The organism is Erwinia sp. L03-1, assembly GCF_058686115.1.
Genome location: NZ_CM178762.1, coordinates 3,733,405 through 3,758,860, shown reverse-complemented (window position 1 = coordinate 3,758,860; position 25,456 = coordinate 3,733,405). Strand labels below are relative to the sequence as shown.

Below are 25,456 nucleotides of genomic sequence, written 5' to 3'. Positions count from 1 at the left end.
CGCTATGTCTCATCTGCATGCAACTGAAACTACCTTCTCGCTTGATAACGCCTCTTTTACCGTTCCTGGCCGTACGCTGTTGCAGCCGCTATCCCTGACCTTCCCTGCCGGGAAAGTCTGCGGGCTGATAGGTCACAACGGCTCGGGCAAATCGACGCTGCTGAAGCTGCTTGGCAGGCACCACGCGGCCACCGCAGGCCGGGTATTGCTCAACGATCGGCCGGTGTCAGAATGGAAGGGGAAAGCCTTTGCCCGTGAGGTAGCCTATCTCCCGCAGCAGCTGCCGTCCGCAGAAGGGATGACGGTGCGCGAGCTGGTGGCGATGGGGCGATATCCGTGGCACGGTGCGCTGGGCCGTTTTGGCTCGGAGGATTGCGATCGGGTTGATGAGGCAATTGCGCTGGTCGGGCTGGACGCGTTTGCTAAGCGGCTGGTTGACAGCCTCTCCGGGGGAGAGCGTCAGCGGGCCTGGATCGCCATGCTGGTGGCGCAGAATAGCCGCTGCCTGTTGCTGGATGAGCCGACCTCGGCGCTGGATATTGCGCACCAGGTTGAAGTGCTGGCGCTAATCCAGCGGCTGAGCCACGAGCGCGGCCTGACGGTCATTGCAATTCTCCATGATATTAATATTGCCGCCCGCTACAGCGACTGGCTGGTGGCGCTGCGGGAAGGGGAAATGATCGCCCAGGGAGATGCCGCAGCGATTATGCAGGCGGAATCACTTGGGCGCATTTACGGCATCCCCATGGGGATTTTGCCGCATCCTCACGGCGGTGCGCCGGTGAGCTTTGTATACTGAGGGATTGAGACGTCATGCCGGATCTTTTTCGCCGCCGCCTGCTGATGGCGATGGCGCTTTCACCCCTGCTGCCCGCGCTGCAAAGCCAGGCGGCACAGGACATTGATGTCAGCCGCATTATTACGCTTGAATGGCTGCCCGCCGAGCTGCTGCTGGCACTGGGCGTGGCACCGATGGGCGCGGCTGAAATTTTCAACTATCAGCAGTGGGTCGGCCAGCCTGCGCTACCGGCATCCACGGTCGATGTCGGCCTGCGTACTGAACCTAATCTGGAGCTCATAATCCAGATGAAACCCTCCCTGATCCTTTTCTCCTCGGGCTATGGCCCGGCGCAGGACAAAATCGATCGGATTGCCCCCTCGATGGGCTTTCCTTTCAGCGATGCCAGCGGGAAACCCCTGAGCATGGCGCGCAACTCCCTGATGCAGCTGGCCGGGCGATTAGGCCGCGTGCCGCAGGCGAAAGCCCATCTGGCACAGTACGACGCTTACGTGGCCGGGGCTAAAACGCGGCTGGCTCACCGCGCGAAAAGGCCGCTGCTGCTGATGTCCATTCTTGATCCCCGCCATGCGCTGGTTTTCGGAAAAGGCAGCCTGTTTCTTGAGGTGATGAACGCGCTGGGAATTGAAAACGCCTGGCAGGGGGAAACCAACTTCTGGGGCAGCGCGGTTATTGGTATCGAACGCCTGGCGACCATGCATAATGTAGAGGCGATCTGCTTCGATCATGAAAATGAATCGCTTATGCAGCAGGTCACCTCGACGCCGCTCTGGCAGTCGATGCCCTTTGTGCGTGAGAATCGCTTCCAGCGCGTACCGCAGGTCTGGTTCTATGGTGCAACGCTGTCTGCGATGCGCTTCTGTCAAACGCTTGAACGCGCGCTGGGGACATCATGAACGCCACTATTCGCTTCCCGGTGACCCTGCTGACGCTGTTATTTGCGCTGGCCGCGATGCTGACTTTTTATAACTTTGGTCAGCATCTGCCCCGCGACCAGTGGCTGAAGGCGCTCACTGCCCCCGATATAGATAGCGTCACGCAGATGGTGTTCCACTACAGCCTGCTGCCGCGCCTGGCGATGTCGCTGCTGGTGGGGGCCGGTCTTGGGCTGGTGGGGCTGCTGTTTCAGCAGGTGCTGCGTAATCCGCTGGCGGAGCCCACCACGCTGGGCGTCGCAACCGGCGCACAGCTGGGCCTGACGGTGGTGACGCTGTGGAGCCTGCCGGGCGGGCTGGCTACCCAGCAGATCGCCGCCATGAGTGGGGCGATTATCGTGGGGCTGATTGTGTTCGGTATCGCCTGGGGAAAGCGACTTTCCCCGGTAACGCTGATCCTGGCCGGGCTGGTCCTGTCGCTCTACTGCGGGGCGGTGAATCAGCTGCTGGGGCTGTTTAACCACGATCGTCTGCAGGGGATGTTTTTGTGGAGTACCGGCACCCTTAACCAGATGGACTGGCAAAACGTTATCTTCCTCTGGCCAAAGCTGCTGGTAGGCTTCCTGCTCTCCCTGCTGCTGCTGCGCCCGATGATGCTGATGGGGCTGGATGATGGCGTCGCTAAAAATCTCGGACTGGCGCTGTCGGCTGCCCGGATGGGCGTGCTGGCGCTGGCGATTATTCTCAGCGCCCAGCTGGTGAACGCCGCCGGGATTATTGGCTTTATTGGCCTGTTTGCCCCGCTGCTGGCGAAGATGCTTGGCGCACGGCGACTGCTCAGCCGTATGCTGCTGGCCCCGCTGATCGGGATGCTGCTGCTCTGGCTGGCCGATCAGGCGGTTATCTGGCTGACCGATAACTGGCGGGAGGTGTCAACCGGCACGGCGACGGCGATTATCGGTTCACCGCTGCTGCTCTGGCTGCTGCCGCGCCTGCGTACCACCTCGGTGCCGTCTGCGGCCAGCCAGCGGGAAGGGCTGACCGGTGAGCGGCATCGCGTGCTGCTGTGGGCGGCAGTGGGCGGGGTGGCGCTGCTGCTGCTGGCGACCCTGGCGCTGAGCCTGGGACGCGACGCCCATAGCTGGCAGTGGGCGACGGGCCAGCTGTGGGATCAGCTGCTGCCCTGGCGACTGCCGCGACTGTCTGCGGCGCTGGCGACCGGCATGATGCTGGGCGTAGCCGGGTGCATCGTTCAGCGGCTGACCGGCAACCCGATGGCCAGCCCGGAAGTGTTGGGCATCAGCTCGGGCGCGGCGTTTGGCGTGGTGGTCATGCTGTTTATCGTGCCCGGCGATGCCTTTGGCTGGCTGCTGCCAGCGGGTACGCTTGGCGCGGCCGCGACGCTGCTGGTTATCACCCTCGCCAGCGGAAGAGGGGGATTCTCACCGGAACGTATGCTGCTGGCGGGGATGGCGCTGAGTACCGCCTTTGGTACGCTGCTGCTGCTGCTGATGGCCAGCGGCGATCCGCGTATGGCCCGGCTGATGACCTGGATCTCTGGCTCAACCTATCACGTTGATGCCCTCCAGGCGTGGCGTACGGCCGTCACCGCCGCGCTGCTGCTGGCGCTGGTTCCGCTCTGCCGCCGCTGGCTAACTATTTTGCCGCTGGGCGGCGAGACGGCCCGTTCGCTGGGTATGGCGCTGAAATCCTCCCGGCTGCTGTTGCTGCTGCTGGCGGCAGCGCTGACTGCGGCCGCCACGCTGACGATTGGACCGCTGAGCTTTGTGGGGCTGATGGCACCGCACATTGCGCGGATGCTTGGCTTCCGCCGTACCTTACCCCAGCAGGTGATGTCGGCGCTGCTGGGCGGTGGGCTGATGGTGATAGCGGACTGGTGTGGTCGGATGGTGGCATTCCCCGACCAGATCCCGGCGGGACTGCTGGCGACCTTTATCGGCGCGCCTTACTTTGTGTATCTGCTGCGGAAAATGTAAACAGAAGTGCGGACAGGATGATTTACGCCAGCAGGCGAGGGCGAGGGCGAGGGCGTGGGCGTGGGCCTGCGCCGGTCTCCCGGGCAGGCTTTTTCGCGTTGGCTTCCCGTCAGGGAAGCCGGAGGGTTACGCGGATTCTCCCGATGCCGGATGCGTCATTCGCATTTGCGATCCGGGAGACAGGGTGATTCAGGCCAGCTTCGCGAAGCAGCGACGCGCAGCGTCGACGGTGAACTGGATATCCTGCTGGGTGTGCGCCAGCGACATAAAGCCCGCTTCAAAGGCGGAAGGAGCCAGATACACACCCTCTTCAAGCATCAGATGGAAGAACGTTTTAAAACGCTCCACATCGCACTCCATCACGTCCTGATAGCGGGTGACGGTATCTGCTGAGGTAAAGAACAGGCCAAACATACCGCCGACATGGTTGACCACCAGCGGGATGTTTTCTGCTTTTGCCGCAGCCAGCAGGCCTTCTGCCAGCTGGTCGGTCAGCGCCGTCAGTCTGTCATGAGCGCCAGGTTTAGCGATTTCGCTCAGGCAGGCGTATCCGGCGGCCATGGCGATGGGGTTACCGGAAAGCGTACCCGCCTGATAGACCGGACCGACAGGTGCCAGCGCATCCATCACCTCGCGGCGTCCGCCGAAGGCCCCGACCGGCATTCCGCCGCCGATGATTTTACCCAGGCAGGTCAGATCGGGCACCACGCCGTAGTGAGCCTGCGCACCGGCCAGCGCCACGCGGAAGCCGGTCATCACTTCATCAATGATAAACAGCGCGCCAAACTCGTCACACAGGGCGCGCAGGCCCGGCAGGAAGTCAGGCAGCGGCGGCACGCAGTTCATGTTGCCCGCAACCGGCTCAACGATAATACAGGCTACCTCATGGGGATACTGCTCAAAAGCCGCGCGTACCGAGTCCAGATCGTTATAGGTGCAGGTCAGGGTATGTTTGGCAAAATCAGCGGGAACACCCGGTGAATTAGGCTGGCCCAGCGTCAGTGCGCCGGATCCCGCTTTCACCAGCAGGCAGTCGGCGTGGCCGTGATAGCAGCCTTCAAACTTAATGATCTTGTCGCGGCCGGTAAAACCGCGCGCCAGGCGAATGGCGCTCATGGTCGCTTCCGTACCGGAGTTGACCATTCTGACCATATCCATGGTGGGTACCAGGTCGGTTACCAGCTGCGCCATTTTTACTTCCATCTCGGTCGGTGCGCCGAAGCTCAGCCCACGTCCTGCGGCTTCGATGACCGCATCACGGATGGCGGGGTGGTTATGGCCCAGTACCATCGGCCCCCATGAACCGACATAGTCGATATAAGCTTTACCGTCGGCGTCGTACAGCCTTGCGCCGTCAGCGTGTTCGATAAAGAGCGGTACACCGCCAACGCCGGTAAAGGCGCGTACCGGCGAGTTAACGCCGCCGGGAATTAGTTGCTGTGCCTGAGCATACAAATTTTCAGACTTACTCATGGTTCCGCTCCTGAGGATTTGCTAAGAAAACCCCGCCATTCTAAGGAACATGGCGGCGGGTTAAAAGATAAGACGCGCGTTAATGCGCAACGCTGTTGATTTTTCATAAGACATTGCGCGGATGCTGAGTATGATATCCCCTCTGTTAGAACAAAATGTAACCCCTATGAACTCAGCGTCCCCTTCTACCGATACGTTGTCCTCCGTTCCCGCCCGCCGCGGCGACTTTCTTCGCCTACTGCTCAAGCGCGATAAAACACCGGTGGCGGTGCTGGTTCTCGCCGGCGTGGTGGGAATGCTGGCTGGCCTGCTGGGGGTAGGGTTTGAAAAGGCCGTCCTCTGGGTCACGACCCGGCGTTTGTCTTTGCTGGCTACCCTTGATGCGCACTGGCTGCTGTTTCCGCTGGCTTTTATTCTCTCGGCGCTGCTGGCCGTGGCGGGCTACTGGCTGGTTCAGCGCTTTGCGCCTGAGGCGTCTGGATCCGGAATTCCCGAAATTGAAGGGGCGCTTGAAGAGCTGAGACCCGTACGCTGGTGGCGGGTTATTCCGGTCAAGTTTATCGGCGGTATGGGCACGCTGGGGGCTGGGATGGTGCTGGGGCGTGAGGGACCGACCGTACAGATGGGCGGAAATCTGGGGCGGATGGTGCTGGATATTTTCCGCATGAAAAGCGCGGAGGCGCGGCACTCTCTGCTGGCAACGGGCGCGGCGGCGGGGCTGGCAGCGGCTTTTAATGCACCGCTGGCCGGGATCCTGTTTATTATTGAAGAGATGCGGCTGCAATTTCGCTACAGCGTAATATCAATCAAAGCGGTGTTTATTGGCGTCATCGCCTCCAGCGTGGTTTTTCGTATCTTCAACGGCGAAGGAGCGGTAATCAACGTCGGCAAACTGGCCAGCGCGCCGGTCAATACGCTGTGGCTCTACCTGCTGTTGGGGATGATTTTCGGCATAGTGGGCGTACTGTTTAACGCGCTAATCTTTAAATCGCAGGCCCTGTTCCAGCGGCTGTATGGCGACAGTCGGCACAAGCTGTTGTGGGTTGGGGCTGCGCTGGGAGGCGTGTGCGGCGTGCTGGGGATGATTGAACCCGAGGCGGCAGGCGGCGGGTTTGCCCTGATCCCGATTGCAGCGGCGGGTCATTATACCGTGGGTATGCTGCTGTTTATTTTCATCGCGCGTATCCTAACCACGCTGCTCTGTTTTGGCTCCGGCGCGCCCGGTGGTATCTTTGCCCCGATGCTGGCGCTGGGTACGCTGCTGGGAACGGCATTTGGCCTGGTTAGCGCTGCGCTGTTTCCCGCTTACCATCTTGACGCGGGCACCTTTGCGATAGCCGGTATGGGCGCGCTGTTTGCCGCCTCCGTTCGCGCGCCGCTGACCGGTATCGTGCTGGTGCTGGAGATGACCGATAACTATCAGCTCATCTTACCCATGATTATCACCTGCCTGGGCGCCACGCTGCTGGCTCAGTTCCTCGGCGGTAAACCGCTCTACTCGTCGCTGCTGGCGCGTATTCTGGAAAGGCAGCAAAAGAAAGAGGATTGCGCACTGGCCGCACGGAATGCCACCCTGTCTGCGGGTAAACAGGCTGATACTTGATTGCTATACGGGTGTATTGGATAATGGTGCACATGATGGTCGATTTATGACCTGTAAGGCTTCCTGCCTTAATGCATACTGGAGTATTAAATGAGTGATGAAATGGCTCTGCCCCTGCAATTTACCGACGCAGCGGCCAGTAAAGTTAAGAATCTGATTTCAGATGAAGAAAATCCTGAGTTGAAGCTGCGGGTCTATATCACCGGTGGCGGCTGCAGCGGCTTTCAGTATGGGTTCACCTTTGACGATAAAGTGAATGACGGTGACATGACCATCGAGAAATCGGGTGTTTCACTGGTGGTCGATCCGATGAGCCTGCAATACCTGGTGGGGGGATCGGTGGACTACACCGAAGGGCTGGAAGGATCGCGATTCATCGTGACTAACCCCAATGCCAAAACCACCTGCGGCTGTGGTTCCTCTTTCAGTATCTGACTCTGCTTTGGTGCCCCGGAGAGATTGCTCCCGGGGCATATTCTTTCTTTGCCTTTCTGCATTTACCACTCAACCGTCATCAATGTTGTTCCGCTTTGAGAGGCCTCCGGTGAAATAACGGTCTGGGTCACTTTTGGCTGGGCGTCAAGTCGCCGACCACAGTTGACTGCGCGAGAAGATGCTGGCGTCGTGCTTTGCCCGTCAATGTAACACTGCGGGTAAACGGTCAGTTTGACCCCGATGCTGCCGGTAATGGATGCAGCGCAGGCGCGACCAGCCATAATCAGGCCAAGGGCCAGATAAACGGCTTTCATGATGGTTTATTTCCTGGTGTAAAAAAATCAGGGCTTATGCCCAAAGGAGCGCGCGGAAGTGAAAATACTCACCGGCTCTCTATGATGTTAACGACTCTATTTACCGAAGCTTTAACCGTTTTGATAACGTTTTTAAGCTGCACTTATCGCTCAGGATGCAGACTACTGCATAATTGTTGAGCAGCCAGGATGATACGCGGACCTGCCCGACTAAACCAGTCATCATTGATAACAATCACTGGCACGTTAAGCTGGGGTTGCCAGAAATCCTGAACCACCCCGGCCTGCGCTTCTTTTCCAGGGGTAACAATCGCCGCCGGATGTCGCAGCAGAACCTGCTCGCGACTCACCTGCGGCCATGCCACACGACTGTCAGCAAAGATATTTACGCCGCCGCACAGCGAAAGAATGTGGTTCTGCAACGTATGGCCGGAGGTGGTAAAGAGTGGGTGCTGGCCAAACTGCAGAAAGACGGCCCTGTGCGCCGCCCCCGTATAGCGCTGGCGCAGCCTGTCCCGCTGGCGCTCAAGCTGGGAGGCCGCCTGCTCCGCGCTTTCAGGGTGCGGGCTCCAGACCTTTAGCTGACGTACGGTGGCAATAATTTGATCGAGGCTAATGGGGTCAATCCACTCCACCCGGAGGCCAAACGCACGAAGCTGGTCAACCTGGCGCTGCGGGTTGCCGCCGCGCCATGCCAGAACCACATCCGGTTTAAGTGCAATGATGCGTTCGGTATTGATTCCCTGCCAGCTGGCAACCTGCTCAATGCCTGCCGCCGCCGGGGGATAGCTGGAATACGTGCTGACGGCCACTGGCGTAATACCGGCGGCAAAGGCCAGTTCGGTCAGATTCGGTGCCAGGGTTACCACCCTCGGCACCGGAGCCGCCGCTGCGGCGAATACCAGCCCGCACAGCAGCAGCAGTACGCGATAGTTAGCCACGCGACAGGTGCGTGAGCAGCGTTTCAACCATCAGCGATGACTGGGCTGCGGCAACGGAGAGGAACTCTTCAAAACTGACGTGGGATTCACGATCCGCCACGTCAGAGATAGCGCGAACCACGACAAAGGGTGTGCCAAACTGGTGGCAGACGTGGGCGATGGCGGTAGCTTCCATTTCAACGGCGATGGCTTTTGGAAAGTGGGTACGAATCTGCGTCAGCGGGCCGGCACCGTTAATAAAAGCATCGCCGCTGACGACCAGACCACGAACGGCATTCAGCCCGAGCTGGCTGATGCAGGCTTCTGCGGCTTCAATCAGCGCAGCATCAGCGGTGAAGGCCGCCGGGCAGCCCGCCATCTGTCCCAGCTCGTAGCCAAAGGCGGTGACATCGGCGTCGTGGTAGCGGACTTCGTCAGACACCACAATATCACCCACGTTCAGCGTGGGGGCCAGGCCGCCCGCAGAGCCCGTATTAATAATAAAGTCAGGTTTGCAGCGCTCAAGCAGCAGGGCGGTGCCCATTGCAGCAGAAACCTTGCCAATGCCCGATTTGAGCAGGGCCACCTCAACACCGTTCAGCGTACCGGTGTAAATTTCGCAGCCCGCCAGCGTCAGCGTCTGACGGTTTTCGATTTTGTCGCGCAGCAGGGTAACTTCCTGCTCCATTGCACCAATAATGCCTGCTTTCATAGAGATACTCGCTAATGTGGTGGAAATTTCCTGTCTTTTCAGCGCATAGTCTAGCATGGCAGGATACAGGACATAATCCACAAAACGCACCTCCAGCGGGTATCGGGTGGAAAAAGGGGACCCAGGCATGAACGATATCGACTTCAGGAAAAAAATTAATTATCAGCGCCGCTACCATCCCCAGACGGGGCAAAAAGACGAGCATGAAATTTTACGTATTTTCGAAAGCGATCGTGGGCGTATTATCAATTCTGCGGCCATTCGTCGGCTCCAGCAGAAAACGCAGGTCTTCCCACTGGAACGCAATGCGGCGGTGCGTTCCCGTCTGACCCACTCTCTGGAGGTGCAGCAGGTAGGCCGCTATATTGCCAAAGAAGTGCTCACCCGCTTCAAAGAGCTGGATAAGCTGGAGAAATATGGTCTTTCACAGCTGACCGGGCCATTTGAAAGTATCGTGGAAATGGCCTGCCTGATGCATGACATTGGTAACCCGCCCTTCGGACACTTTGGCGAATCGGCAATCAATGACTGGTTTACGCAGCGGCTGGATGCGACTCACCGGCCAGATAATGCACGGGCCGACCGCTGTGAACCCGAAGTGCTGCGTTATCAGACCGATGGATTTAACGATCTCCGGGCGAAGATCCGCCAGGACCTTTCACATTTTGAGGGCAACGCGCAGGCGATCCGCATGGTGCACTCACTGCTGAAAATGAATCTCACCTGGGCCCAGGTCGGCTGCATATTTAAATATACCCGCCCGGCCTGGTTCAATGGCGAAATACCCGCCACGCATGATTATCTGATGAAGAAGCCCGGCTATTATCTTTCAGAAGAGGAGTATGTCGGTCGGCTGCGTAAAGAGCTGGATCTCGAGCCTCACTGTCGTTTCCCTCTGACCTATATTATGGAGGCCGCCGACGATATTTCTTATTGCGTGGCGGATTTAGAGGATGCGGTGGAGAAAAAGATTTTCACCGTCGAACAACTTTATGAACACCTGTTTGCTCTCTGGCCGGATCACCAGCACAACGATCTGTTTCAGCTGGTGGTGACCAGCGCGCTGGAAAAATCCCGTAGCCAGCAGTTCAGCCGCAGCAGTGAGGATCAGTTCTTTATGTATCTGCGGGTGAATACCGTGGCCAGACTGGTCCCGCATACCGCCAGCCGCTTTATAGATAATTTGTCGGCGGTTTTTAGCGGTGAATTTAATGCGGCGCTTCTGGAGGATGGCAGTCCTCAAAACCAGTTATTGGAAATATTCAAAAAAGTCGCCTTCAGTCATGTGTTTAATCATCCTGACGTTGAGCAGCTTGAGCTACAGGGATACCGTGTTATTAGCGGCCTGCTGGATATTTATCGCCCACTCTTAGCGCTCAGCAGGGAGGAATTTTCCGAGCTGATGGAAAAAGACTACTTAAAACACTTTCCTATTGAAACACGTCTTTTCCATAAACTGTCGACGCGTTTTCGGCTTGCCTACAGTGAAGCCGTCGGGCGTCTGGATAAGCGGGGCAATGATATTGCCATCTGGGAATATTATTATCGGGCGCGTATGCTTCAGGATTACGTAAGCGGCATGACCGATCTGTATGCCTGGGATGAGTATCGTCGTTTAATGGCCGTCGAATAATAACGATGGGCGTTTAAGTTTTGTAAAGTCAAAGAATAAATTTTTACCTTTAGCTGAAACTTATACATGAACTTAGCGATAATAATTGAATCTTACCAACACGACCACAGCAATGGTTGCATTATTGGACACATAGAGAAAAGACGCATGAAAAAAACTATTTTAGCTGGCGCGTTGGCTCTGAGCCTGGGAATGGCGATGACCCCGCTGACTGCCTCCGCGGCAGAAACCGCTTCTTCTTCTAACCAGCAGCTTCCGAGCCTGGCACCGATGTTAGAAAAAGTGATGCCTTCGGTGGTGAGTATTAATGTTGAAGGGAGCACCACCGTTCGTACGCCGCGTTTGCCGCAGCAGTTCCAGCAGTTCTTCGGCGGTAACTCGCCGTTCTGTCAGGATGGTTCACCCTTCCAGAACTCACCCGTCTGTCAGGGAGGGGGTCAGGATCAGGGCGGCGCCGATACTCAGCAGGAAAAATTCCGGGCGCTGGGATCGGGCGTGGTGATTGATGCCGCCAAAGGCTATGTGGTGACCAATAACCATGTGGTCGATAACGCGACTAAAATTCAGGTCCAGCTCAGCGATGGTCGTCGGTATGATGCAAAAGTCATCGGTAAAGATCCCCGCTCCGATATTGCGCTTATTCAGCTTAAAGATGCGAAAAATCTTACCGCGATCAAAATGGCCGACTCTGACGATCTGCGCGTTGGCGACTACACCGTCGCGATTGGTAACCCTTATGGCCTGGGTGAAACCGTTACCTCCGGGATCGTTTCAGCGCTGGGGCGCAGTGGCTTAAACGTCGAAAACTATGAAAACTTTATTCAGACCGATGCGGCGATCAACCGGGGCAACTCCGGCGGCGCGCTGGTCAACCTTAACGGTGAACTGATCGGCATTAATACCGCGATTCTGGCACCGGACGGCGGTAACATTGGTATCGGCTTTGCTATCCCGTCCGATATGGTGAAAAACCTGACGGCGCAGATGGTCGAATATGGCCAGGTGAAACGCGGTGAGCTGGGCATTATGGGCACCGAACTGAACTCCGAGCTGGCTAAAGCGATGAAGGTCGACGCTCAGCGCGGCGCGTTTGTCAGCCAGGTGCTGGCTAACTCTTCTGCTGCGAAGGCCGGCGTGAAGGCAGGCGATGTGGTGGTTAACATCAACGGTAAGGCCATTTCCAGCTTTGCTGCCCTGCGCGCGCAGATTGGATCGCTGCCGGTTGGCACGAAAATGACCCTGGGCCTGATCCGTGACGGCAAGCCGCTGACGGTTAACGTTGAGCTCCAGCAGAGCACGCAGACTAAGGTCGATTCCGGCAATATTTATACCGGAATTGAAGGCGCAGACCTGAGCAACTTCGAGGCCAAAGGGGTGAAAGGCGTGAAGGTCGACAGCGTCAAGCCGGGTTCAGCCGCGGCGAATATTGGTTTGAAGAAGGATGATGTTATCCTGGGTGTTAACCAGCAGGCCATTGCTAACCTGGGCGAGCTGCGTAAAATCCTCGACACCAAGCCTTCCGTGCTGGCGCTGAACATTCAACGCGGTGACAGCTCGATCTACCTGCTAATGCAGTAGGTAGCGGTCGGGCAGTATTCGAAATAACGGCGTGTAATAGTGCCAGCAGGCAGGTGCCGGTGACCAACCGGCACCTGGTTTACCTTCAATTACTCTCCTGGCGTGCCCGCGATACCCGGCACATCTGCAATACCTGATACATCCGCTAAATCTGATACATCCGCGATATCTGATACCTCTGCGATACCCGGCACATCCGCGATATCTGATACCTCTGCGATATTGGACACTTCTGCAATACCTGATACATCCGCGATATCTGACATCACTGCGCCCCGGCTCCGGCGGCTTTCCTGGCCGCTCATTTGTGAACCTTGCCGCAATTTTCGTATAAGGCGCTGCACTTAGGGCAGTTGCACAATGGCAGGCCGGGATCTGCCCGTTATGCTGGCTTATCCAGGGTTTTTCAGGAGTGATTCATGTCCACCAGTCATCTCGATGCACGGCTGGCGCAGAAGATTGTCGCCCGCACGATGCAGATTATTGATAGCAACGTCAATGTGATGGATGCACGCGGCAGAATTATCGGCAGTGGCGACCATGAGCGTATTGGCGAATTGCACGAAGGTGCGTTGCTGGCGCTGTCCCAGGCAAGGGTTGTGGATATAGACGACGCGGTGGCGAAGCACCTGCATGGGGTGCGTCCGGGGATTAATCTGCCAATGCGCATTGCCGGTGATATCGTCGGCGTCATCGGTCTGACCGGGGAACCGGCCAGCCTGCGACATTACGGTGAGCTGGTCTGTATGACCGCTGAAATGATGCTTGAGCAGGCGCGTCTGCTGCATATTCTGGCGCAGGACAGCAGGCTGCGTGAGGAGCTGGTGTTAAACCTGATCCGCAGTGAAACGCTTTCGCCTGCACTGACGGAGTGGGCACAGCGACTTGGGATCGATTTAGACCAGCCGCGCGTCGTCGCGGTGGTGGAAGTGGACAGCGGCCAGCTCGGCGTGGAGAGCGCCATGTCTGAGCTGCAACAGCTCCAGACCTTGCTGACAACGCCCGAACGCGACAACCTGATCGCCATCGTTTCGCTGACGGAGATGGTGGTGTTAAAGCCCGCGCTTAACACCCATGGGCGCTATGATGCCGGGGATCATCGCAAACGCGTGGATCTGCTGCTGTCGCGCATGAAAGAGAACGGGCATCTGCGCATCCGCATTGCGCTGGGGAACTTTTTTACCGGCCCCGGCAGTATTGCGCGCTCTTACCGCACGGCGCGCACCACCATGCTGGTTGGCAAGCAGCGGATGCCTGAACAGCGACGTTATTTTTATCAGGATCTGATGCTGCCGGTGCTGCTCGACAGCCTGCGCGGAGGATGGCAGGCCAGCGAGCTGTCGCGGCCCCTGATGAAGCTTAAGGCAATGGACAATAACGGCCTGCTGCTGCGCACCCTCAGCGCGTGGTTTAGCCACGATGTTCAGCCTTCCGCTACGGCAAAAGCACTGTTTATTCATCGAAATACGCTGGAATACCGGCTTAACCGGGTGTCGGAGCTGACCGGACTGAATCTAAGTCATTTCGATGACAGGCTGCTGCTCTACGTGGCGCTACAGCTGGATGAGGAAGCCTGAACGCACCCTGGCCCGAAGCGCTACAGCTGGATGAGGAAGCCTGAACGCACCATGGCCCGAAGGGCTACAGCTGGATGAGGAAGCCCGATCGCTGCCAGGCGCGTGGCGTTACCGCGGGATAAGCAGGCTTGATCCTGGCTGAGGACTGGCATCGGGCATACCGACAGATCGGTTTGCCCGGAGGGGGCAATTAACGACCGCCGCGGGTCAGTTTTTCCAGATCGGATTCGATTTCAGCAATCTTATTCGTCACCACGTGGTCCAGATGACGCAGGTCTTCCAGGATTTTACGTTTCAGATCGACTTCGACCCGATCGCGCTGGCAGATCTGATCTAACTCATCAATGACGTAACGCAGATTGGGGCTGATTTCCTGAATTTCTTTGTAACCCTGGCCGACGTTATCGGCGACGATGGTTTTACGCTGGCGCGGATATTTAAATTTGACACTTTTGGCGAAGAACTCGCCGCGATCTTTGCGGAAATAGATTTTCAGAATATCGTTGCTGGCTTCCTGGCGCAGGCTGTAGCGATCGATATCGTCGGGATTACTGATACCCAGGCCTTTTAAATTGTCATACATGGTCACGTTTCCTGTTCGGGAGATAAGAGTTTTGGCTGCGCTGCAATGCAATGCTGGACTGCCCGGTATCCGCCATTCTCACGCAGGCTATGTCGGTGAGAAAAGCTAAGCAGTGAATCAGGTTTTGCCCGGCTCGCTCCTCCCGTACTTGTGAGTATATGTGAAAATCTAAAAAGCGGTCGGGGAGCGCCTGTGCGCTTAACGGCGCGGATTATCGCTTAGTTGTTGCGCAATAGCATCCGATTATTCACGGTAGGAAAAAGGTTTAGAGATGGGGGGTGTAAAATATAGTTTACGGGCCACAGAATGTGGCCCGTAGAAGATTAGTCGATGGTGCGCAGCAGTTCGTTAATGCCCACTTTGCCACGGGTTTTTTCATCAACCTTTTTCACAATCACGGCACAATAGAGGCTGTAGCGACCATCTTTCGACGGCAGGTTGCCCGACACCACCACCGATCCCGCAGGGACGCGACCGTAATGGACTTCGCCGGTTTCACGATCGTAAATTTTAGTGCTCTGGCCGATATAAACGCCCATCGAAATGACGGCACCTTCCTCAACTATCACGCCTTCCACGATTTCTGAACGCGCGCCGATGAAGCAGTTATCTTCGATAATGGTTGGATTAGCCTGGAGGGGTTCCAGTACGCCACCGATGCCTACGCCGCCGGAAAGGTGCACATTTTTACCGATCTGCGCGCAGGATCCAACGGTCGCCCAGGTATCCACCATTGAGCCTTCATCGACGTAAGCGCCAATATTGACATAAGAAGGCATCAGTACGGTATTGCGGGCGATATAGGCCCCCTGACGCACCGCAGCAGGGGGCACGACGCGGAAGCCCTCTTTTTTGAAGCGCGCGTCATCATAGTCGGCAAACTTCATCGGCACTTTGTCGTAAAAACGACTCTCAGCACCCTCAATCACCTGATTATCATTGATGCGGAAAGAGAGCAGCACCGCTTTTTTCAGCCACTGGTGCGTCACCCACTCACCGGCGATTTTCTCGGATACGCGCAGGGCGCCGCTGTCCAGCAGGGCGATCACCTGATTCACCGCTTCGCGGGTAACGGTATCGGCGCTGGCAGGCGTCAGCTCGGCACGGCGCTCAAAGGCGCTTTCAATAACACTCTGTAATTGTTGCATTAATCAAAATTTCCTGTGTCAAATCATCGTCAGGAGCGGGGAGATGACCGCCCGTTCAGGTCAGCAGCCAGTCTGCACCGATCGCTGAAAGATGGGTTAAAAAAGTAAATCCAGGTCACACTTTATCGTTTGGATTAAGGGCCTCTGTCAACCGTTGTTGTAACACTTCCCGCAATTCCGGGCTGAGCGCCCGTCGGTCGCCGTTGGCCAGAATAAACAAATCCTCTACCCGCTCGCCAATGGTACTGATGCGTGCGCCGTGCAGCGAGACGCCCAGATCGGCAAAGACTTCACCCACTCTGGCCAGCAGGCCCGGCTGATCCAGGGCAATCAGTTCCATATAGGTCCGGCGGTCGGTATGTGCCGGCAGGTATTTCGCTTCGGTTTCCACGCAAAAGTGCCTGAGCCTTGCAGACGGGCGGCGCGTTTTCGGCGGCTGCCAGCAGGTCTGAGCGATAGCCTGCTCCAGTGCCTGGCGGATCATCCCATGCCGATCGGCGGCCAGCGGGCTGCCGTCGGGCTCCAGTACGATAAAGGTATCCATCGCCATGCCGTCCCGGCTGGTGAAGATCTGCGCATCGTGTACGCTCAGATTTCGCCTGTCCAGCTCCCCGGCGACGGTGGCGAACAGGTAAGGCCTGTCCGGGCTCCAGATAAAGATTTCGGTGCCGCCCCGGGTCGCCTGGGGGCTAACCAGCACCAGCGGCTCGCTCAGGTCGTGCTCCATCAGATGGCGTGCATGCCAGGCCAGCTGATTGGGCGTATGCCGCAGGAAATAGTCTGCCCGGCAGCGCCCCCAAATGTTCCGCAGCGCCTGTTCGTCAATATTATCCATGCGCAGCAGTGCCAGCGCCTGGAGTCGGTGGTGCCGGACGCGCTCGCGCAGATCCGGGCTGTTTTCCATTCCGCGCCGCAGCTGCTTTTCGGCGGCAAAGAACAGCTCGCGCAGCAGGCTCTGCTTCCAGCTGTTCCACAGGTTTTCATTGGTGGCGCAGATGTCAGCGACCGTGAGGCAGACCAGATAGCGCAGACGATTTTCATTCTGCATGACTTCGGCAAACTGCTGAATTTCGGTGGGGTCCTGAATATCACGACGCTGTGCGGTAACCGACATCAGCAAATGATGGCGCACCAGCCAGGCGACCAGCTGAGCTTCGCGGGAGTTGAGTCCGTGCAATTCCGCAAATTCCAGCGCATCCTGCGCGCCCAGAATCGAGTGGTCACCGCCGCGCCCTTTGGCGATATCGTGGAAGAGGGCAGCCATTAGCAGTAGCTCAAGCTGGGGCAGGCGCGGCCAGATCTCCACGCAAAGCGGGTGACGCGGGCGCGTTGCTTCGCTGGCAAAACTTTCCAGCTTTTGCAGGACGCGGATGGTGTGTTCGTCGACGGTGTAGGCGTGAAACAGATCGAACTGCATCTGGCCGACGATGTTGCCCCACTGTGGCATATAGGCCCAGAGTACGCTGTGGCGATGCATTGGCACCAGCGCCCGACTGACGGCACCCGGATGTCGCAGGATCGACAGGAAAAGCTGGCGCGCCTGCGGAATGGTGCACAGGGGCTGCCTGAGATGGCGACGGGCATGCCTGAGCTGGCGCAGGGTGGTGGAGTAGATCCCGGTAATAGCGGGCTTACGCACCATGGTGTAAAACATGCGCATAATCGCTTCGGGCTGGCGGGCAAAAAGCGTTTCATCGATCAGGTCAATCAGCGAGCCGCGCAGCTGGAATTCATCGTCGATAGCGCGGGGTTTTTCGTCTTCCCCCAGCGCCAGAATCGCCTCGTCAAACAGCTGTAGCAGCATCTGGTTCAGCTCGCTGATGCGCCGGGTGACGCGGTAAAAATCCTTCATCATCCGCTCAACCGGCTCATTGCCTTCGCCCTGGTAGTCCAGCCGCTGGGCGACGTTCAGCTGCCTGTCAAACAGCAGACGATTATCGTAGCGGGTCAGGGTCAGATGCAGCGCAAAGCGGATACGCCAGAGGAAACTCTGACATTCGTTAAGCTCGTTGCGCTCGGCCCCGGTCAGAAAGCCAAAACCGACCATTTCATCCAGCGAGGTGGCACCGAAATGGCGACGGGCGACCCACAGCAGGGTATGAATGTCGCGCAGGCCGCCGGGGCTGCTTTTGATATCCGGCTCCAGGTTATAGCTGGTGCCGTGATAGCGCTGATGGCGTTCCTGCTGTTCCTCAATCTTCGCCGCGAAAAACTGGTCCGAGCGCCAGAAGCCGTCGCTGAAAATGTTTTTTTGCAGTTCAAGAAAGAGCGCCACGTCGCCGGTCAGCATTCGCGACTCAATCAGATTGGTGGCTACGGTCAGATCGGACAACCCCTCCAGCAGGCACTCTTCCAGCGTGCGTACGCTGTGGCCCACTTCCAGCTTGAGATCCCACATGAGCGTCAGCAGCTCGCTGGTACGCTGGGCGTCCTGCGCGGAAAGAGGGCTGCGGCTGAGGATTAGCACATCAATATCGGAGAGCGGATGCAGCTCGCCGCGCCCGTAGCCGCCCACGGCGACCAGCGCGATATCCAGCTGTTCAGGGAAGCCGTAGAAGCGCCAGAGCCGCCTCAGCAGGCGATCGATAAACAGCGTACGCGCAGCTATCAGATCTTCGGCGTCAAAACCGTTATCAAACGCGTCGGCCATCCCCTGCTGAAAGCGTTCCAGCTGCAATTTCAGCTGCTCGCGCGTCAGCTGGCTCTCTTCCCAGTCGGCAGGCGAATCGGACAGCCCGTAATTGATCAGTTTTTTGCTCACGCCTGGCTCCTGGTTGGTCTCTGTGACGATTATCACAGTGACAATAGCGCCACCGCCCACCACAGATCAAAAAAAACCGGCCTGCGCCGGTTTAAAAAAGTGGGATTCTTCAGCAAGCTGGAACCGGCTCTCACCGGCTTTTTTCGTCACCGCGTTAAGCGTCGTGCGTCAGGATGGCAGGAATGGTGTCATCTTTACGCAGCGTCATAATTTCGCAGCCGTTTTCCGTTACCACAATGGTGTGCTCGTACTGTGCTGACAAACTGCGATCCTTGGTTTTCACCGTCCAGCCATCTTTCATGCTGCGGATACGGTAATCACCGGCATTGACCATCGGCTCAATGGTGAAGGCCATACCGGCCTGGAGTACCACGCCACCGTCATCCGCATCGTAGTGCAGCACCTGCGGCTCCTCATGGAAACCTTTACCGATGCCGTGGCCGCAATATTCGCGCACCACGGAGAAATTCTGCGCTTCGACAAATTTTTGAATCTCACGGCCCAGGGTGCGCAGGCGAATACCCGGTTTTACCATACGCAGCGCCAGGTAAAGGCTCTCCTGCGTGATGCGGCAGAGACGCTCGCCCAGAATAGTGGGCTTGCCGACGATAAACATTTTGGAGGTGTCGCCGTGATACTCATCCTTAATGACCGTCACGTCGATATTGACGATATCGCCATCCTTGAGGATTTTTTCATCGTCCGGAATGCCGTGACAAACCACTTCATTGATGGAAATACAGACGGATTTCGGAAAGCCGTGATAGCCAAGGCAGGCCGAGATCGCCTGCTGGGAATTAACAATATGTTCGTGACACAGGCGATCCAGCTCACCGGTGCTGATACCCGGGCGGACGTGCTCTTCAATCATCTCCAGCACTTCTGCCGCCAGGCGGCCCGCCACGCGCATTTTTTCGATTTCTTCAGGGGTCTTAATTGTGATCGCCATTAATTTTGTCCGCAGATGTCGTTATTTTCGACAATAATAAAGGAAGTGAGGCAATGTTAGCAGCCTGCCCTGGCTCTGCCAATTGCAGTTTCTGCCTGGCGACGCTGTGATAACTAATATTGGCTTCAACCCGTGCTTTGTGGTATAAAGCGCGCCGACGATTCTTTGTGACAAACGTCACTGAGAACGCATAACTCTCCCGTGTAAATAACACACATGTATCGACACATACACCGGGGTGCCCCAAAGGCGACATAAGCGCAGACAGTTGAACGGCGAACCGCGCAGGATGAGCAACGTACATCAGTACGCTATTCAGACTAAGCGTTCAATGAACAACAGGTTCGGCGCCTGCCTTAGTGGGTCGGTTGTATGGGATACATGGAGGCCTAACCCCAACACATTTTATAGAGGTAATCATGGCAACTGTTTCCATGCGCGACATGCTCAAGGCTGGTGTACACTTCGGTCACCAGACCCGTTACTGGAACCCGAAAATGAAGCCATTCATCTTCGGCGCACGTAACAAAGTTCACATCATCAACCTTGAGAAAACCGTGCCGATGTTCAACGAGTCTCTCGCTGAACTGAGCAAAATCTCTTCCCGTAAAGGTAAGATTCTGTTCGTTGGTACCAAGCGCGCTGCAAGCGAAGCGATCAAAGAGTCTGCGCTGAGCTGCGATCAGTTCTTCGTAAACCATCGCTGGTTAGGCGGCATGCTGACCAACTGGAAAACCGTTCGTCAGTCCATCAAACGTCTGAAAGACCTGGAAATCCAGTCTCAGGACGGTACCTTCGATAAGCTGACCAAGAAAGAAGCGCTGATGCGTGCGCGTGAACTGGCCAAGCTGGAAAACAGCCTGGGCGGTATCAAAGACATGGGCGGCCTGCCGGACGCACTGTTTGTTGTTGACGCCGATCACGAACACATCGCTATCAAAGAAGCTAACAACCTGGGTATCCCAGTGTTCGCTATCGTTGATACTAACTCTGATCCAGACGGTGTTGACTTCATTATCCCTGGTAATGATGACGCCATCCGTGCGGTAAACCTGTACCTGACCGCCGTAGCGACCACCGTACGTGAAGGTCGTTCGCAGGACCTGGCTCAGCAGGCTGAAGAAACCTTCGCTGAAGCTGAGTAATCAGGAACGCTCCTCAGAGCGCCCTTACTACCCTGGTTCGCGGTAATCTGAGAATCCAGGGTATAAAGATCAGATGTTAATCTGTAAGGGGCCAGCTTGGCCCCTTTATTTTTTCGAATTCGCTTTGCCGCCTTACGGGGGGCGGGGCGGAATGTTTCTCCCGAAACCAGGCATTTGTCGCGTCAGCCCCCGGGCTACCGACAGGCGAATGCTGTGCTAACCGAGGATGAGAGAATGGCTGATATTACTGCTGCTCTGGTAAAAGAACTGCGCGAGCGCACTGGCGCTGGCATGATGGATTGCAAAAAATCACTGACCGAAGCCAACGGCGACATCGAGCTGGCGATCGAGAACATGCGTAAATCTGGCGCGATCAAAGCGGCGAAAAAAGCGGGCAACGTTGCTGCTGACGGCGTGATCAAAACCAAAATCGCAGGCAACTACGGCATCATTCTGGAAGTTAACTGCCAGACTGACTTCGTTGCTAAAGATGGTGGTTTCCAGGCGTTCGCTGACAAAGTGCTGGACGCGGCTGTTGCCGGTAAAATCACTGACGTCGAAGTGCTGAAAGCACAGTTCGAAGAAGAACGCGTTGCGCTGGTGGCTAAAATCGGCGAGAACATCAACATTCGTCGCGTGGCTTCCCTTGAAGGCGACGTGCTGGGCAGCTACCTGCACGGCGCGCGCATTGGCGTACTGATCGCGGCTAAAAATGCTGACGAAGAGCTGGTTAAGCAGCTGGCGATGCACGTTGCCGCAAGCAAGCCAGAATTTGTTAAGCCAGAAGACGTTTCTGCTGAAGTGGTTGAGAAAGAGTTCCAGGTTCAGCTGGACATCGCCATGCAGTCTGGTAAGCCAAAAGAGATCGCTGAAAAAATGGTTGAAGGCCGCATGAAGAAATTCACCGGCGAAGTCTCTCTGACCGGTCAGCCTTTCGTGATGGATCCAGCCAAAACGGTTGGTCAGCTGCTGAAAGAAAAAAATGCAGACGTGACCAGCTTCATCCGCTTTGAAGTGGGTGAAGGTATTGAGAAAGCTGAAACCGATTTCGCAGCAGAAGTTGCTGCGATGTCCAAACAGTCTTAATGCCCGATAAGAACCGCCTTCCGGCGGTTCTTTTTTGTCTGCCACCGGCAGGCGCCGCTCATTTTCAGTCTCATCCCAATAGTATTTCTCCGGTCCTGAAGGGATGATAGAGCAGATTTAACTCCCCTTATCGACGATAGCTTCCAGGAAAAAACACCATGGCGACCAATGCAAAACCTGTATATCAACGTATCCTGCTGAAATTAAGCGGTGAAGCCCTGCAGGGTGCCGAAGGCTTCGGTATCGATGCAAGCGTGCTGGATCGTATGGCTCAGGAAGTCAAAGAGCTGGTAGAACTGGGCATTCAGGTAGGTGTGGTTATCGGCGGTGGTAATCTGTTCCGTGGCGCCGGACTGGCGCAGGCTGGAATGAATCGCGTTGTTGGCGACCATATGGGTATGCTGGCAACCGTGATGAACGGTCTGGCGATGCGCGATGCGCTGCACCGTGCCTATGTGAACGCCCGCCTGATGTCCGCTATCCCTCTGAATGGCGTGTGTGATAACTACAGTTGGGCAGAGGCCATCAGCCTGCTGCGCAATAACCGCGTGGTGATTTTCTCTGCCGGTACCGGTAACCCCTTCTTCACCACCGACTCGGCGGCCTGCCTGCGCGGTATCGAAATCGAAGCTGACGTGGTCCTGAAGGCGACGAAAGTTGATGGTGTTTACTCCGCCGATCCGGTTAAAAACCCTGACGCTACCCTGTACGATCAGATCAGCTACGCCGACGTGCTGGAGCGTGAGCTGAAGGTCATGGATCTGGCAGCCTTTACGCTGGCCCGCGACCATAAATTACCGATCCGCGTGTTCAATATGAACAAGCCTGGCGCATTGCGCCGCGTGGTAATGGGTGAAAAAGAAGGCACCCTGATCACGCAATAATATCCGTCGGCGTCGAGTTAGGGTATATTCTGCCTCCGTAGTGCACAGTTCGCGCTACACTCAGACGTAATGACTATTTTTAAACGGGTCCTGTTGTACAGGGCCTGCCTGGTAACCAGAATCCAAGGGTTCCAACGTGATTAACGAAATCAAAAAAGATGCAGAAACGCGCATGGACAAATGCGTAGAGGCATTCAAAAGCCACATCAGCAAAATCCGCACCGGCCGCGCGTCACCCAGCATTCTCGACGGCATTATGGTTGACTATTACGGCTCCTCCACGCCGCTTCGCCAGCTGGCCAGCGTCACGGTGGAAGACTCACGTACGCTGAAGATTAACGTGTTTGACCGTTCTATCAGCAGCGCCGTTGAAAAAGCGATTATGACCTCGGATCTGGGTCTCAACCCAAGCTCCGCCGGGACTGATATCCGCGTTCCGCTTCCAGCGCTGACCGAAGAGCGTCGTAAAGACCTGATCAAAGTGGTTCGTGGCGAAGCTGAACAGGGCCGCGTCTCCGTACGCAACGTCCGTCGCGATGCGAACGACAAAGTTAAAGCACTGCTGAAAGACAAAGAGATCAGTGAAGACGAAGAGCGTCGTTCACAGGATGATATTCAGAAAATGACCGACGTCTTCATCAAGAAAGTTGATGTTGCGCTGGCAGAAAAAGAAGCGGAGCTGATGGACTTCTGAGTTCGTCATGCGCCGATGAGACGCCGTACAGATTGCCGTTCTTTTGAGTGGTCAGTCTTACGGCGTTTTGCATTTATTCTCTTATCTGGCGAAGGCGGCAAGCAGGCCCATTTCGCCGTTCACTACGCAGAGCAACCTCATGAAGCAATTGACCATCCTCGGCTCGACCGGCTCTATCGGCACCAGTACGCTGGCGGTCGTCCGCGCGAATCCGCATCTGTTCTCCGTTAAGGCGCTGGTCGCCGGGCGCAACGTTGATCGCATGGCAGAACAGTGCCAGGCCTTCAGGCCCGCCTGGGCCGCCATGTCGGATGAACAGTCGGCCAGCGCTCTGCGGCAGCGTCTGAAAGAGCTGAACGTGGCGACCGGGGTGCTGAGCGGGGAGCAGGCGGCCTGCGATCTCGCCGCGCTTGATGAGGTTGACCAGGTGATGGCGGCCATCGTCGGGGCGGTAGGATTAATGCCCACTCTGGCCGCTATTCGCGCCGGAAAACAGGTGCTGCTGGCCAATAAAGAGTCTCTGGTGACCTGCGGCCAGCTTTTTCTGGAGGCGGTCAGCGCCTCTAAGGCCCAGCTGCTTCCCGTCGATAGCGAGCATAACGCGATTTTTCAGAGTTTACCCGCTTCCCTCCAGCAGCAGTTAGGGTACGCTTCTCTCGAAGATAATGGCATTGACAGCATTATCCTGACGGGGTCGGGTGGCCCCTTTCGTGACGTGCCGTTGGCGACGTTAGCGCATATGACGCCGGACCAGGCCTGTGCGCATCCGAACTGGTCGATGGGGCGCAAGATCTCCGTTGACTCGGCCACCATGATGAACAAAGGTTTGGAATATATCGAAGCCCGCTGGCTGTTTAATGCGACTGATGCCCAGATGGAAGTGATCCTGCACCCGCAGTCGGTCATTCACTCCATGGTGCGCTATCGTGATGGCAGCGTACTGGCTCAGCTGGGGTCGCCGGATATGCGCACGCCCATCGCTCACGTGATGGCCTGGCCGCAGCGCGTTCAGTCTGGCGCGACGCCGCTTGATTTTACGCGAATGGGGGCAATGACCTTTGCCGAGCCGGATTACGCACGCTATCCCTGTCTGAAGCTGGCGATTGATGCCTGCGAAGCAGGGCAGGCGGCCACCACGACGCTGAACGCCGCAAATGAAATTGCCGTAGCGGCATTTCTCGCCGGGCAGATCCGCTTTACCGATATTGCAGCGCTGAACACCACCGTACTGGAGACGCTGGCCCTGGCTGAGCCAGAGAGCGTTGAGGCGGTGCTGGAGATTGACCGACAGGCGCGGGCAGCCGCATCGGCCAGCCTGGCTCGCTACGCGGTCGGTCGTTAATTCGCGGGCATGCTCCTGCCGCTATTTGTGGGGCGGGGGCGGAGATGGTATAGTCTTGGCCCGCTAATTAAAATCTGCGTTGCGGTAAAGCAGGCCGTGTAAGACACGGCTTTTTTGCGTCGGGCGGGTAAGATATTTCAGAAGCCACATGATTTCTGAGTAAAGGAAATAATTACGCGTTATGTCGTCCGAAAATCGAATAAACAGCGATGAACTGCTGGGGGAGAACCCCCGTCACGTGGCCATCATAATGGATGGCAATGGTCGCTGGGCTAAGAACCAGGGAAAACTGCGCATTTCGGGCCACAAAGCTGGCGTAAAATCCGTGCGTCGTGCCGTGAGTTTTGCCGTCAGCAGCAAGCTTAAAGCGCTCACGCTCTATGCATTCAGCAGTGAAAACTGGAACCGTCCGCCGCAGGAAGTCATGGCGCTGATGGAGCTGTTTGTCTGGGCGCTGGACAGCGAAGTCAAAAGCCTGCATAAGCATAACGTCCGCCTGCGGATCATTGGTGACATTGGCCGGTTTAATGGCCGTCTGCAGGAGCGCATTCGCCGTGCAGAGGAACTTACTCAACAAAATGATGGACTCACTCTCAACATTGCCGCGAATTATGGTGGCCGTTGGGATATTATTCAGGGCGTCAGAAAAATCGCTGAGCAGGTGCAGGAAGGTCTGATTCGTCCAGACCAGATTGAGGAAGAAACCCTTAGCCCTCATCTTTGCCTTAACGAGCTGGTGCCGGTGGATTTAGTAATAAGGACAGGTGGAGAGCATCGGATTAGTAACTTTTTGCTGTGGCAGGTCGCCTACGCAGAGTTCTTTTTTACCGACGTCCTCTGGCCTGATTTTGATGAACAAGTTTTTGAAGGTGCACTGAATGCTTTTGCACAACGAGAGCGTCGCTTTGGCGGCGCAGCACCCGGCGGCGCCTGAGCGCACTGGGGGTA

At 56.7% G+C, this 25,456-nt stretch carries 23 protein-coding genes; 14 read left to right on the top strand and 9 right to left on the bottom strand.

Annotation, left to right across the window (positions count from 1 at the left end; genetic code table 11):
- Window positions 1-4 precede the first annotated feature (4 nt).
- Genes fhuC through fhuB form a run of 3 tightly spaced genes read left to right on the top strand, consistent with a single transcriptional unit; the run spans window position 5 to window position 3,671 of the window.
- The gene (gene fhuC, locus AC4PCC_RS17370) at window positions 5-799 is read left to right on the top strand and encodes a Fe3+-hydroxamate ABC transporter ATP-binding protein FhuC (protein WP_345830596.1); all 795 of its coding nucleotides are present in this window, start codon (window positions 5-7) and stop codon (window positions 797-799) included.
- A 14-nt stretch (window positions 800-813) separates the two neighbouring features.
- Complete coding sequence (fhuD, locus tag AC4PCC_RS17365; RefSeq protein WP_492125351.1) at window positions 814-1,695, top strand: Fe(3+)-hydroxamate ABC transporter substrate-binding protein FhuD; 882 nt, start codon at window positions 814-816, stop codon at window positions 1,693-1,695.
- Window positions 1,692-3,671: a Fe(3+)-hydroxamate ABC transporter permease FhuB gene (fhuB, locus tag AC4PCC_RS17360; RefSeq protein WP_492125350.1), complete on the top strand. Its 1,980-nt coding sequence runs from the start codon at window positions 1,692-1,694 to the stop codon at window positions 3,669-3,671. Before fhuD ends, fhuB begins: the two co-directional genes overlap by 4 nt.
- A gap of 189 nt (window positions 3,672-3,860) precedes the next feature.
- Here fhuB and hemL read toward each other — a convergent pair whose 3' ends face one another.
- Window positions 3,861-5,144: a glutamate-1-semialdehyde 2,1-aminomutase gene (gene hemL / locus AC4PCC_RS17355; protein ID WP_492125349.1), complete on the bottom strand. Its 1,284-nt coding sequence runs from the start codon at window positions 5,142-5,144 to the stop codon at window positions 3,861-3,863.
- Between the two features lie 166 nt (window positions 5,145-5,310).
- On the opposite strand from hemL, the gene clcA reads away from it, so the two are divergent.
- Window positions 5,311-6,747, top strand: coding sequence for a H(+)/Cl(-) exchange transporter ClcA (gene clcA, locus AC4PCC_RS17350; protein ID WP_492125348.1), 1,437 nt, complete (start codon window positions 5,311-5,313; stop codon window positions 6,745-6,747).
- A gap of 90 nt (window positions 6,748-6,837) precedes the next feature.
- Window positions 6,838-7,182 carry an iron-sulfur cluster insertion protein ErpA gene (gene erpA / locus AC4PCC_RS17345; protein ID WP_067706600.1) on the top strand — a complete coding sequence of 115 codons (345 nt, stop codon included), beginning with the start codon at window positions 6,838-6,840 and terminating at the stop codon, window positions 7,180-7,182.
- 62 nt (window positions 7,183-7,244) lie between these two features.
- Here erpA and AC4PCC_RS17340 read toward each other — a convergent pair whose 3' ends face one another.
- The 3 genes from AC4PCC_RS17340 to mtnN all read right to left on the bottom strand — a co-directional run bounded on the left by AC4PCC_RS17340 (window position 7,245) and on the right by mtnN (window position 9,128).
- On the bottom strand, window positions 7,245-7,496 hold the full coding sequence (locus AC4PCC_RS17340; RefSeq protein ID WP_492125347.1) for a hypothetical protein: 252 nt from the start codon (window positions 7,494-7,496) through the stop codon (window positions 7,245-7,247).
- Between the two features lie 143 nt (window positions 7,497-7,639).
- Window positions 7,640-8,437: a vitamin B12 ABC transporter substrate-binding protein BtuF gene (btuF, locus tag AC4PCC_RS17335; protein WP_492125346.1), complete on the bottom strand. Its 798-nt coding sequence runs from the start codon at window positions 8,435-8,437 to the stop codon at window positions 7,640-7,642.
- The gene (mtnN, locus tag AC4PCC_RS17330) at window positions 8,430-9,128 is read right to left on the bottom strand and encodes a 5'-methylthioadenosine/S-adenosylhomocysteine nucleosidase (protein ID WP_067706918.1); all 699 of its coding nucleotides are present in this window, start codon (window positions 9,126-9,128) and stop codon (window positions 8,430-8,432) included. The genes btuF and mtnN overlap by 8 nt, the downstream gene beginning before the upstream one ends.
- 127 nt (window positions 9,129-9,255) lie before the next feature.
- On the opposite strand from mtnN, the gene dgt reads away from it, so the two are divergent.
- Complete coding sequence (gene dgt, locus AC4PCC_RS17325) at window positions 9,256-10,761, top strand: dGTPase (protein WP_492125345.1); 1,506 nt, start codon at window positions 9,256-9,258, stop codon at window positions 10,759-10,761.
- 147 nt (window positions 10,762-10,908) lie between these two features.
- The gene (gene degP, locus AC4PCC_RS17320; protein ID WP_067706588.1) at window positions 10,909-12,339 is read left to right on the top strand and encodes a serine endoprotease DegP; all 1,431 of its coding nucleotides are present in this window, start codon (window positions 10,909-10,911) and stop codon (window positions 12,337-12,339) included.
- 89 nt (window positions 12,340-12,428) lie between these two features.
- Here the strand turns inward: degP and AC4PCC_RS17315 are convergent, their stop codons facing one another.
- Window positions 12,429-12,605 carry a hypothetical protein gene (locus tag AC4PCC_RS17315; protein WP_492125344.1) on the bottom strand — a complete coding sequence of 59 codons (177 nt, stop codon included), beginning with the start codon at window positions 12,603-12,605 and terminating at the stop codon, window positions 12,429-12,431.
- 153 nt (window positions 12,606-12,758) lie between these two features.
- On the opposite strand from AC4PCC_RS17315, the gene AC4PCC_RS17310 reads away from it, so the two are divergent.
- Entirely contained in the window at window positions 12,759-13,916 is a 1,158-nt protein-coding gene (locus tag AC4PCC_RS17310) for a CdaR family transcriptional regulator (RefSeq protein ID WP_492125343.1), read from the top strand.
- Between the two features lie 190 nt (window positions 13,917-14,106).
- Here the strand turns inward: AC4PCC_RS17310 and AC4PCC_RS17305 are convergent, their stop codons facing one another.
- From AC4PCC_RS17305 to map, 4 genes are all read right to left on the bottom strand, one after another.
- A complete protein-coding gene (locus AC4PCC_RS17305) occupies window positions 14,107-14,499 on the bottom strand; it encodes a DUF3461 family protein (RefSeq protein WP_492125342.1) in 393 nt (130 codons plus the stop codon).
- Window positions 14,500-14,822: 323 nt separating this feature from the next.
- Window positions 14,823-15,647, bottom strand: a complete 825-nt coding sequence (gene dapD / locus AC4PCC_RS17300) for a 2,3,4,5-tetrahydropyridine-2,6-dicarboxylate N-succinyltransferase (RefSeq protein WP_067706579.1) — start codon at window positions 15,645-15,647, stop codon at window positions 14,823-14,825.
- 115 nt (window positions 15,648-15,762) lie between these two features.
- A complete protein-coding gene (gene glnD / locus AC4PCC_RS17295) occupies window positions 15,763-18,408 on the bottom strand; it encodes a bifunctional uridylyltransferase/uridylyl-removing protein GlnD (protein WP_492125341.1) in 2,646 nt (881 codons plus the stop codon).
- Between the two features lie 154 nt (window positions 18,409-18,562).
- Window positions 18,563-19,357, bottom strand: coding sequence for a type I methionyl aminopeptidase (gene map, locus AC4PCC_RS17290; protein WP_492125340.1), 795 nt, complete (start codon window positions 19,355-19,357; stop codon window positions 18,563-18,565).
- Window positions 19,358-19,776: 419 nt separating this feature from the next.
- On the opposite strand from map, the gene rpsB reads away from it, so the two are divergent.
- The 6 genes from rpsB to ispU all read left to right on the top strand — a co-directional run bounded on the left by rpsB (window position 19,777) and on the right by ispU (window position 25,442).
- Window positions 19,777-20,502 carry a 30S ribosomal protein S2 gene (gene rpsB / locus AC4PCC_RS17285; RefSeq protein WP_067706568.1) on the top strand — a complete coding sequence of 242 codons (726 nt, stop codon included), beginning with the start codon at window positions 19,777-19,779 and terminating at the stop codon, window positions 20,500-20,502.
- Window positions 20,503-20,736: 234 nt separating this feature from the next.
- Entirely contained in the window at window positions 20,737-21,588 is an 852-nt protein-coding gene (gene tsf / locus AC4PCC_RS17280; protein WP_492125339.1) for a translation elongation factor Ts, read from the top strand.
- Window positions 21,589-21,746: 158 nt separating this feature from the next.
- Window positions 21,747-22,472 carry a UMP kinase gene (gene pyrH / locus AC4PCC_RS17275; protein ID WP_067706559.1) on the top strand — a complete coding sequence of 242 codons (726 nt, stop codon included), beginning with the start codon at window positions 21,747-21,749 and terminating at the stop codon, window positions 22,470-22,472.
- Between the two features lie 136 nt (window positions 22,473-22,608).
- Window positions 22,609-23,166, top strand: coding sequence for a ribosome recycling factor (frr, locus tag AC4PCC_RS17270; protein ID WP_067706556.1), 558 nt, complete (start codon window positions 22,609-22,611; stop codon window positions 23,164-23,166).
- A gap of 139 nt (window positions 23,167-23,305) precedes the next feature.
- On the top strand, window positions 23,306-24,508 hold the full coding sequence (ispC, locus tag AC4PCC_RS17265) for a 1-deoxy-D-xylulose-5-phosphate reductoisomerase (protein ID WP_492125338.1): 1,203 nt from the start codon (window positions 23,306-23,308) through the stop codon (window positions 24,506-24,508).
- Window positions 24,509-24,689: 181 nt separating this feature from the next.
- A complete protein-coding gene (gene ispU / locus AC4PCC_RS17260) occupies window positions 24,690-25,442 on the top strand; it encodes a (2E,6E)-farnesyl-diphosphate-specific ditrans,polycis-undecaprenyl-diphosphate synthase (RefSeq protein ID WP_067706548.1) in 753 nt (250 codons plus the stop codon).
- Window positions 25,443-25,456 lie beyond the last annotated feature (14 nt).

Coding starts and splice junctions, on each gene's coding strand:
- hemL (WP_492125349.1), bottom strand. CDS start 5,144: ATGAGTAAGTCTGAAAATTTGTATGCTCAGGCACAGCAACTAATTCCC.
- fhuB (WP_492125350.1), top strand. CDS start 1,692: ATGAACGCCACTATTCGCTTCCCGGTGACCCTGCTGACGCTGTTATTT.
- tsf (WP_492125339.1), top strand. CDS start 20,737: ATGGCTGATATTACTGCTGCTCTGGTAAAAGAACTGCGCGAGCGCACT.
- clcA (WP_492125348.1), top strand. CDS start 5,311: ATGAACTCAGCGTCCCCTTCTACCGATACGTTGTCCTCCGTTCCCGCC.
- AC4PCC_RS17305 (WP_492125342.1), bottom strand. CDS start 14,499: ATGTATGACAATTTAAAAGGCCTGGGTATCAGTAATCCCGACGATATC.
- AC4PCC_RS17315 (WP_492125344.1), bottom strand. CDS start 12,605: ATGTCAGATATCGCGGATGTATCAGGTATTGCAGAAGTGTCCAATATC.
- fhuC (WP_345830596.1), top strand. CDS start 5: ATGTCTCATCTGCATGCAACTGAAACTACCTTCTCGCTTGATAACGCC.
- AC4PCC_RS17310 (WP_492125343.1), top strand. CDS start 12,759: ATGTCCACCAGTCATCTCGATGCACGGCTGGCGCAGAAGATTGTCGCC.
- degP (WP_067706588.1), top strand. CDS start 10,909: ATGAAAAAAACTATTTTAGCTGGCGCGTTGGCTCTGAGCCTGGGAATG.
- rpsB (WP_067706568.1), top strand. CDS start 19,777: ATGGCAACTGTTTCCATGCGCGACATGCTCAAGGCTGGTGTACACTTC.
- dgt (WP_492125345.1), top strand. CDS start 9,256: ATGAACGATATCGACTTCAGGAAAAAAATTAATTATCAGCGCCGCTAC.
- pyrH (WP_067706559.1), top strand. CDS start 21,747: ATGGCGACCAATGCAAAACCTGTATATCAACGTATCCTGCTGAAATTA.
- mtnN (WP_067706918.1), bottom strand. CDS start 9,128: ATGAAAGCAGGCATTATTGGTGCAATGGAGCAGGAAGTTACCCTGCTG.
- fhuD (WP_492125351.1), top strand. CDS start 814: ATGCCGGATCTTTTTCGCCGCCGCCTGCTGATGGCGATGGCGCTTTCA.
- ispU (WP_067706548.1), top strand. CDS start 24,690: ATGTCGTCCGAAAATCGAATAAACAGCGATGAACTGCTGGGGGAGAAC.
- ispC (WP_492125338.1), top strand. CDS start 23,306: ATGAAGCAATTGACCATCCTCGGCTCGACCGGCTCTATCGGCACCAGT.
- erpA (WP_067706600.1), top strand. CDS start 6,838: ATGAGTGATGAAATGGCTCTGCCCCTGCAATTTACCGACGCAGCGGCC.
- map (WP_492125340.1), bottom strand. CDS start 19,357: ATGGCGATCACAATTAAGACCCCTGAAGAAATCGAAAAAATGCGCGTG.
- dapD (WP_067706579.1), bottom strand. CDS start 15,647: ATGCAACAATTACAGAGTGTTATTGAAAGCGCCTTTGAGCGCCGTGCC.
- AC4PCC_RS17340 (WP_492125347.1), bottom strand. CDS start 7,496: ATGAAAGCCGTTTATCTGGCCCTTGGCCTGATTATGGCTGGTCGCGCC.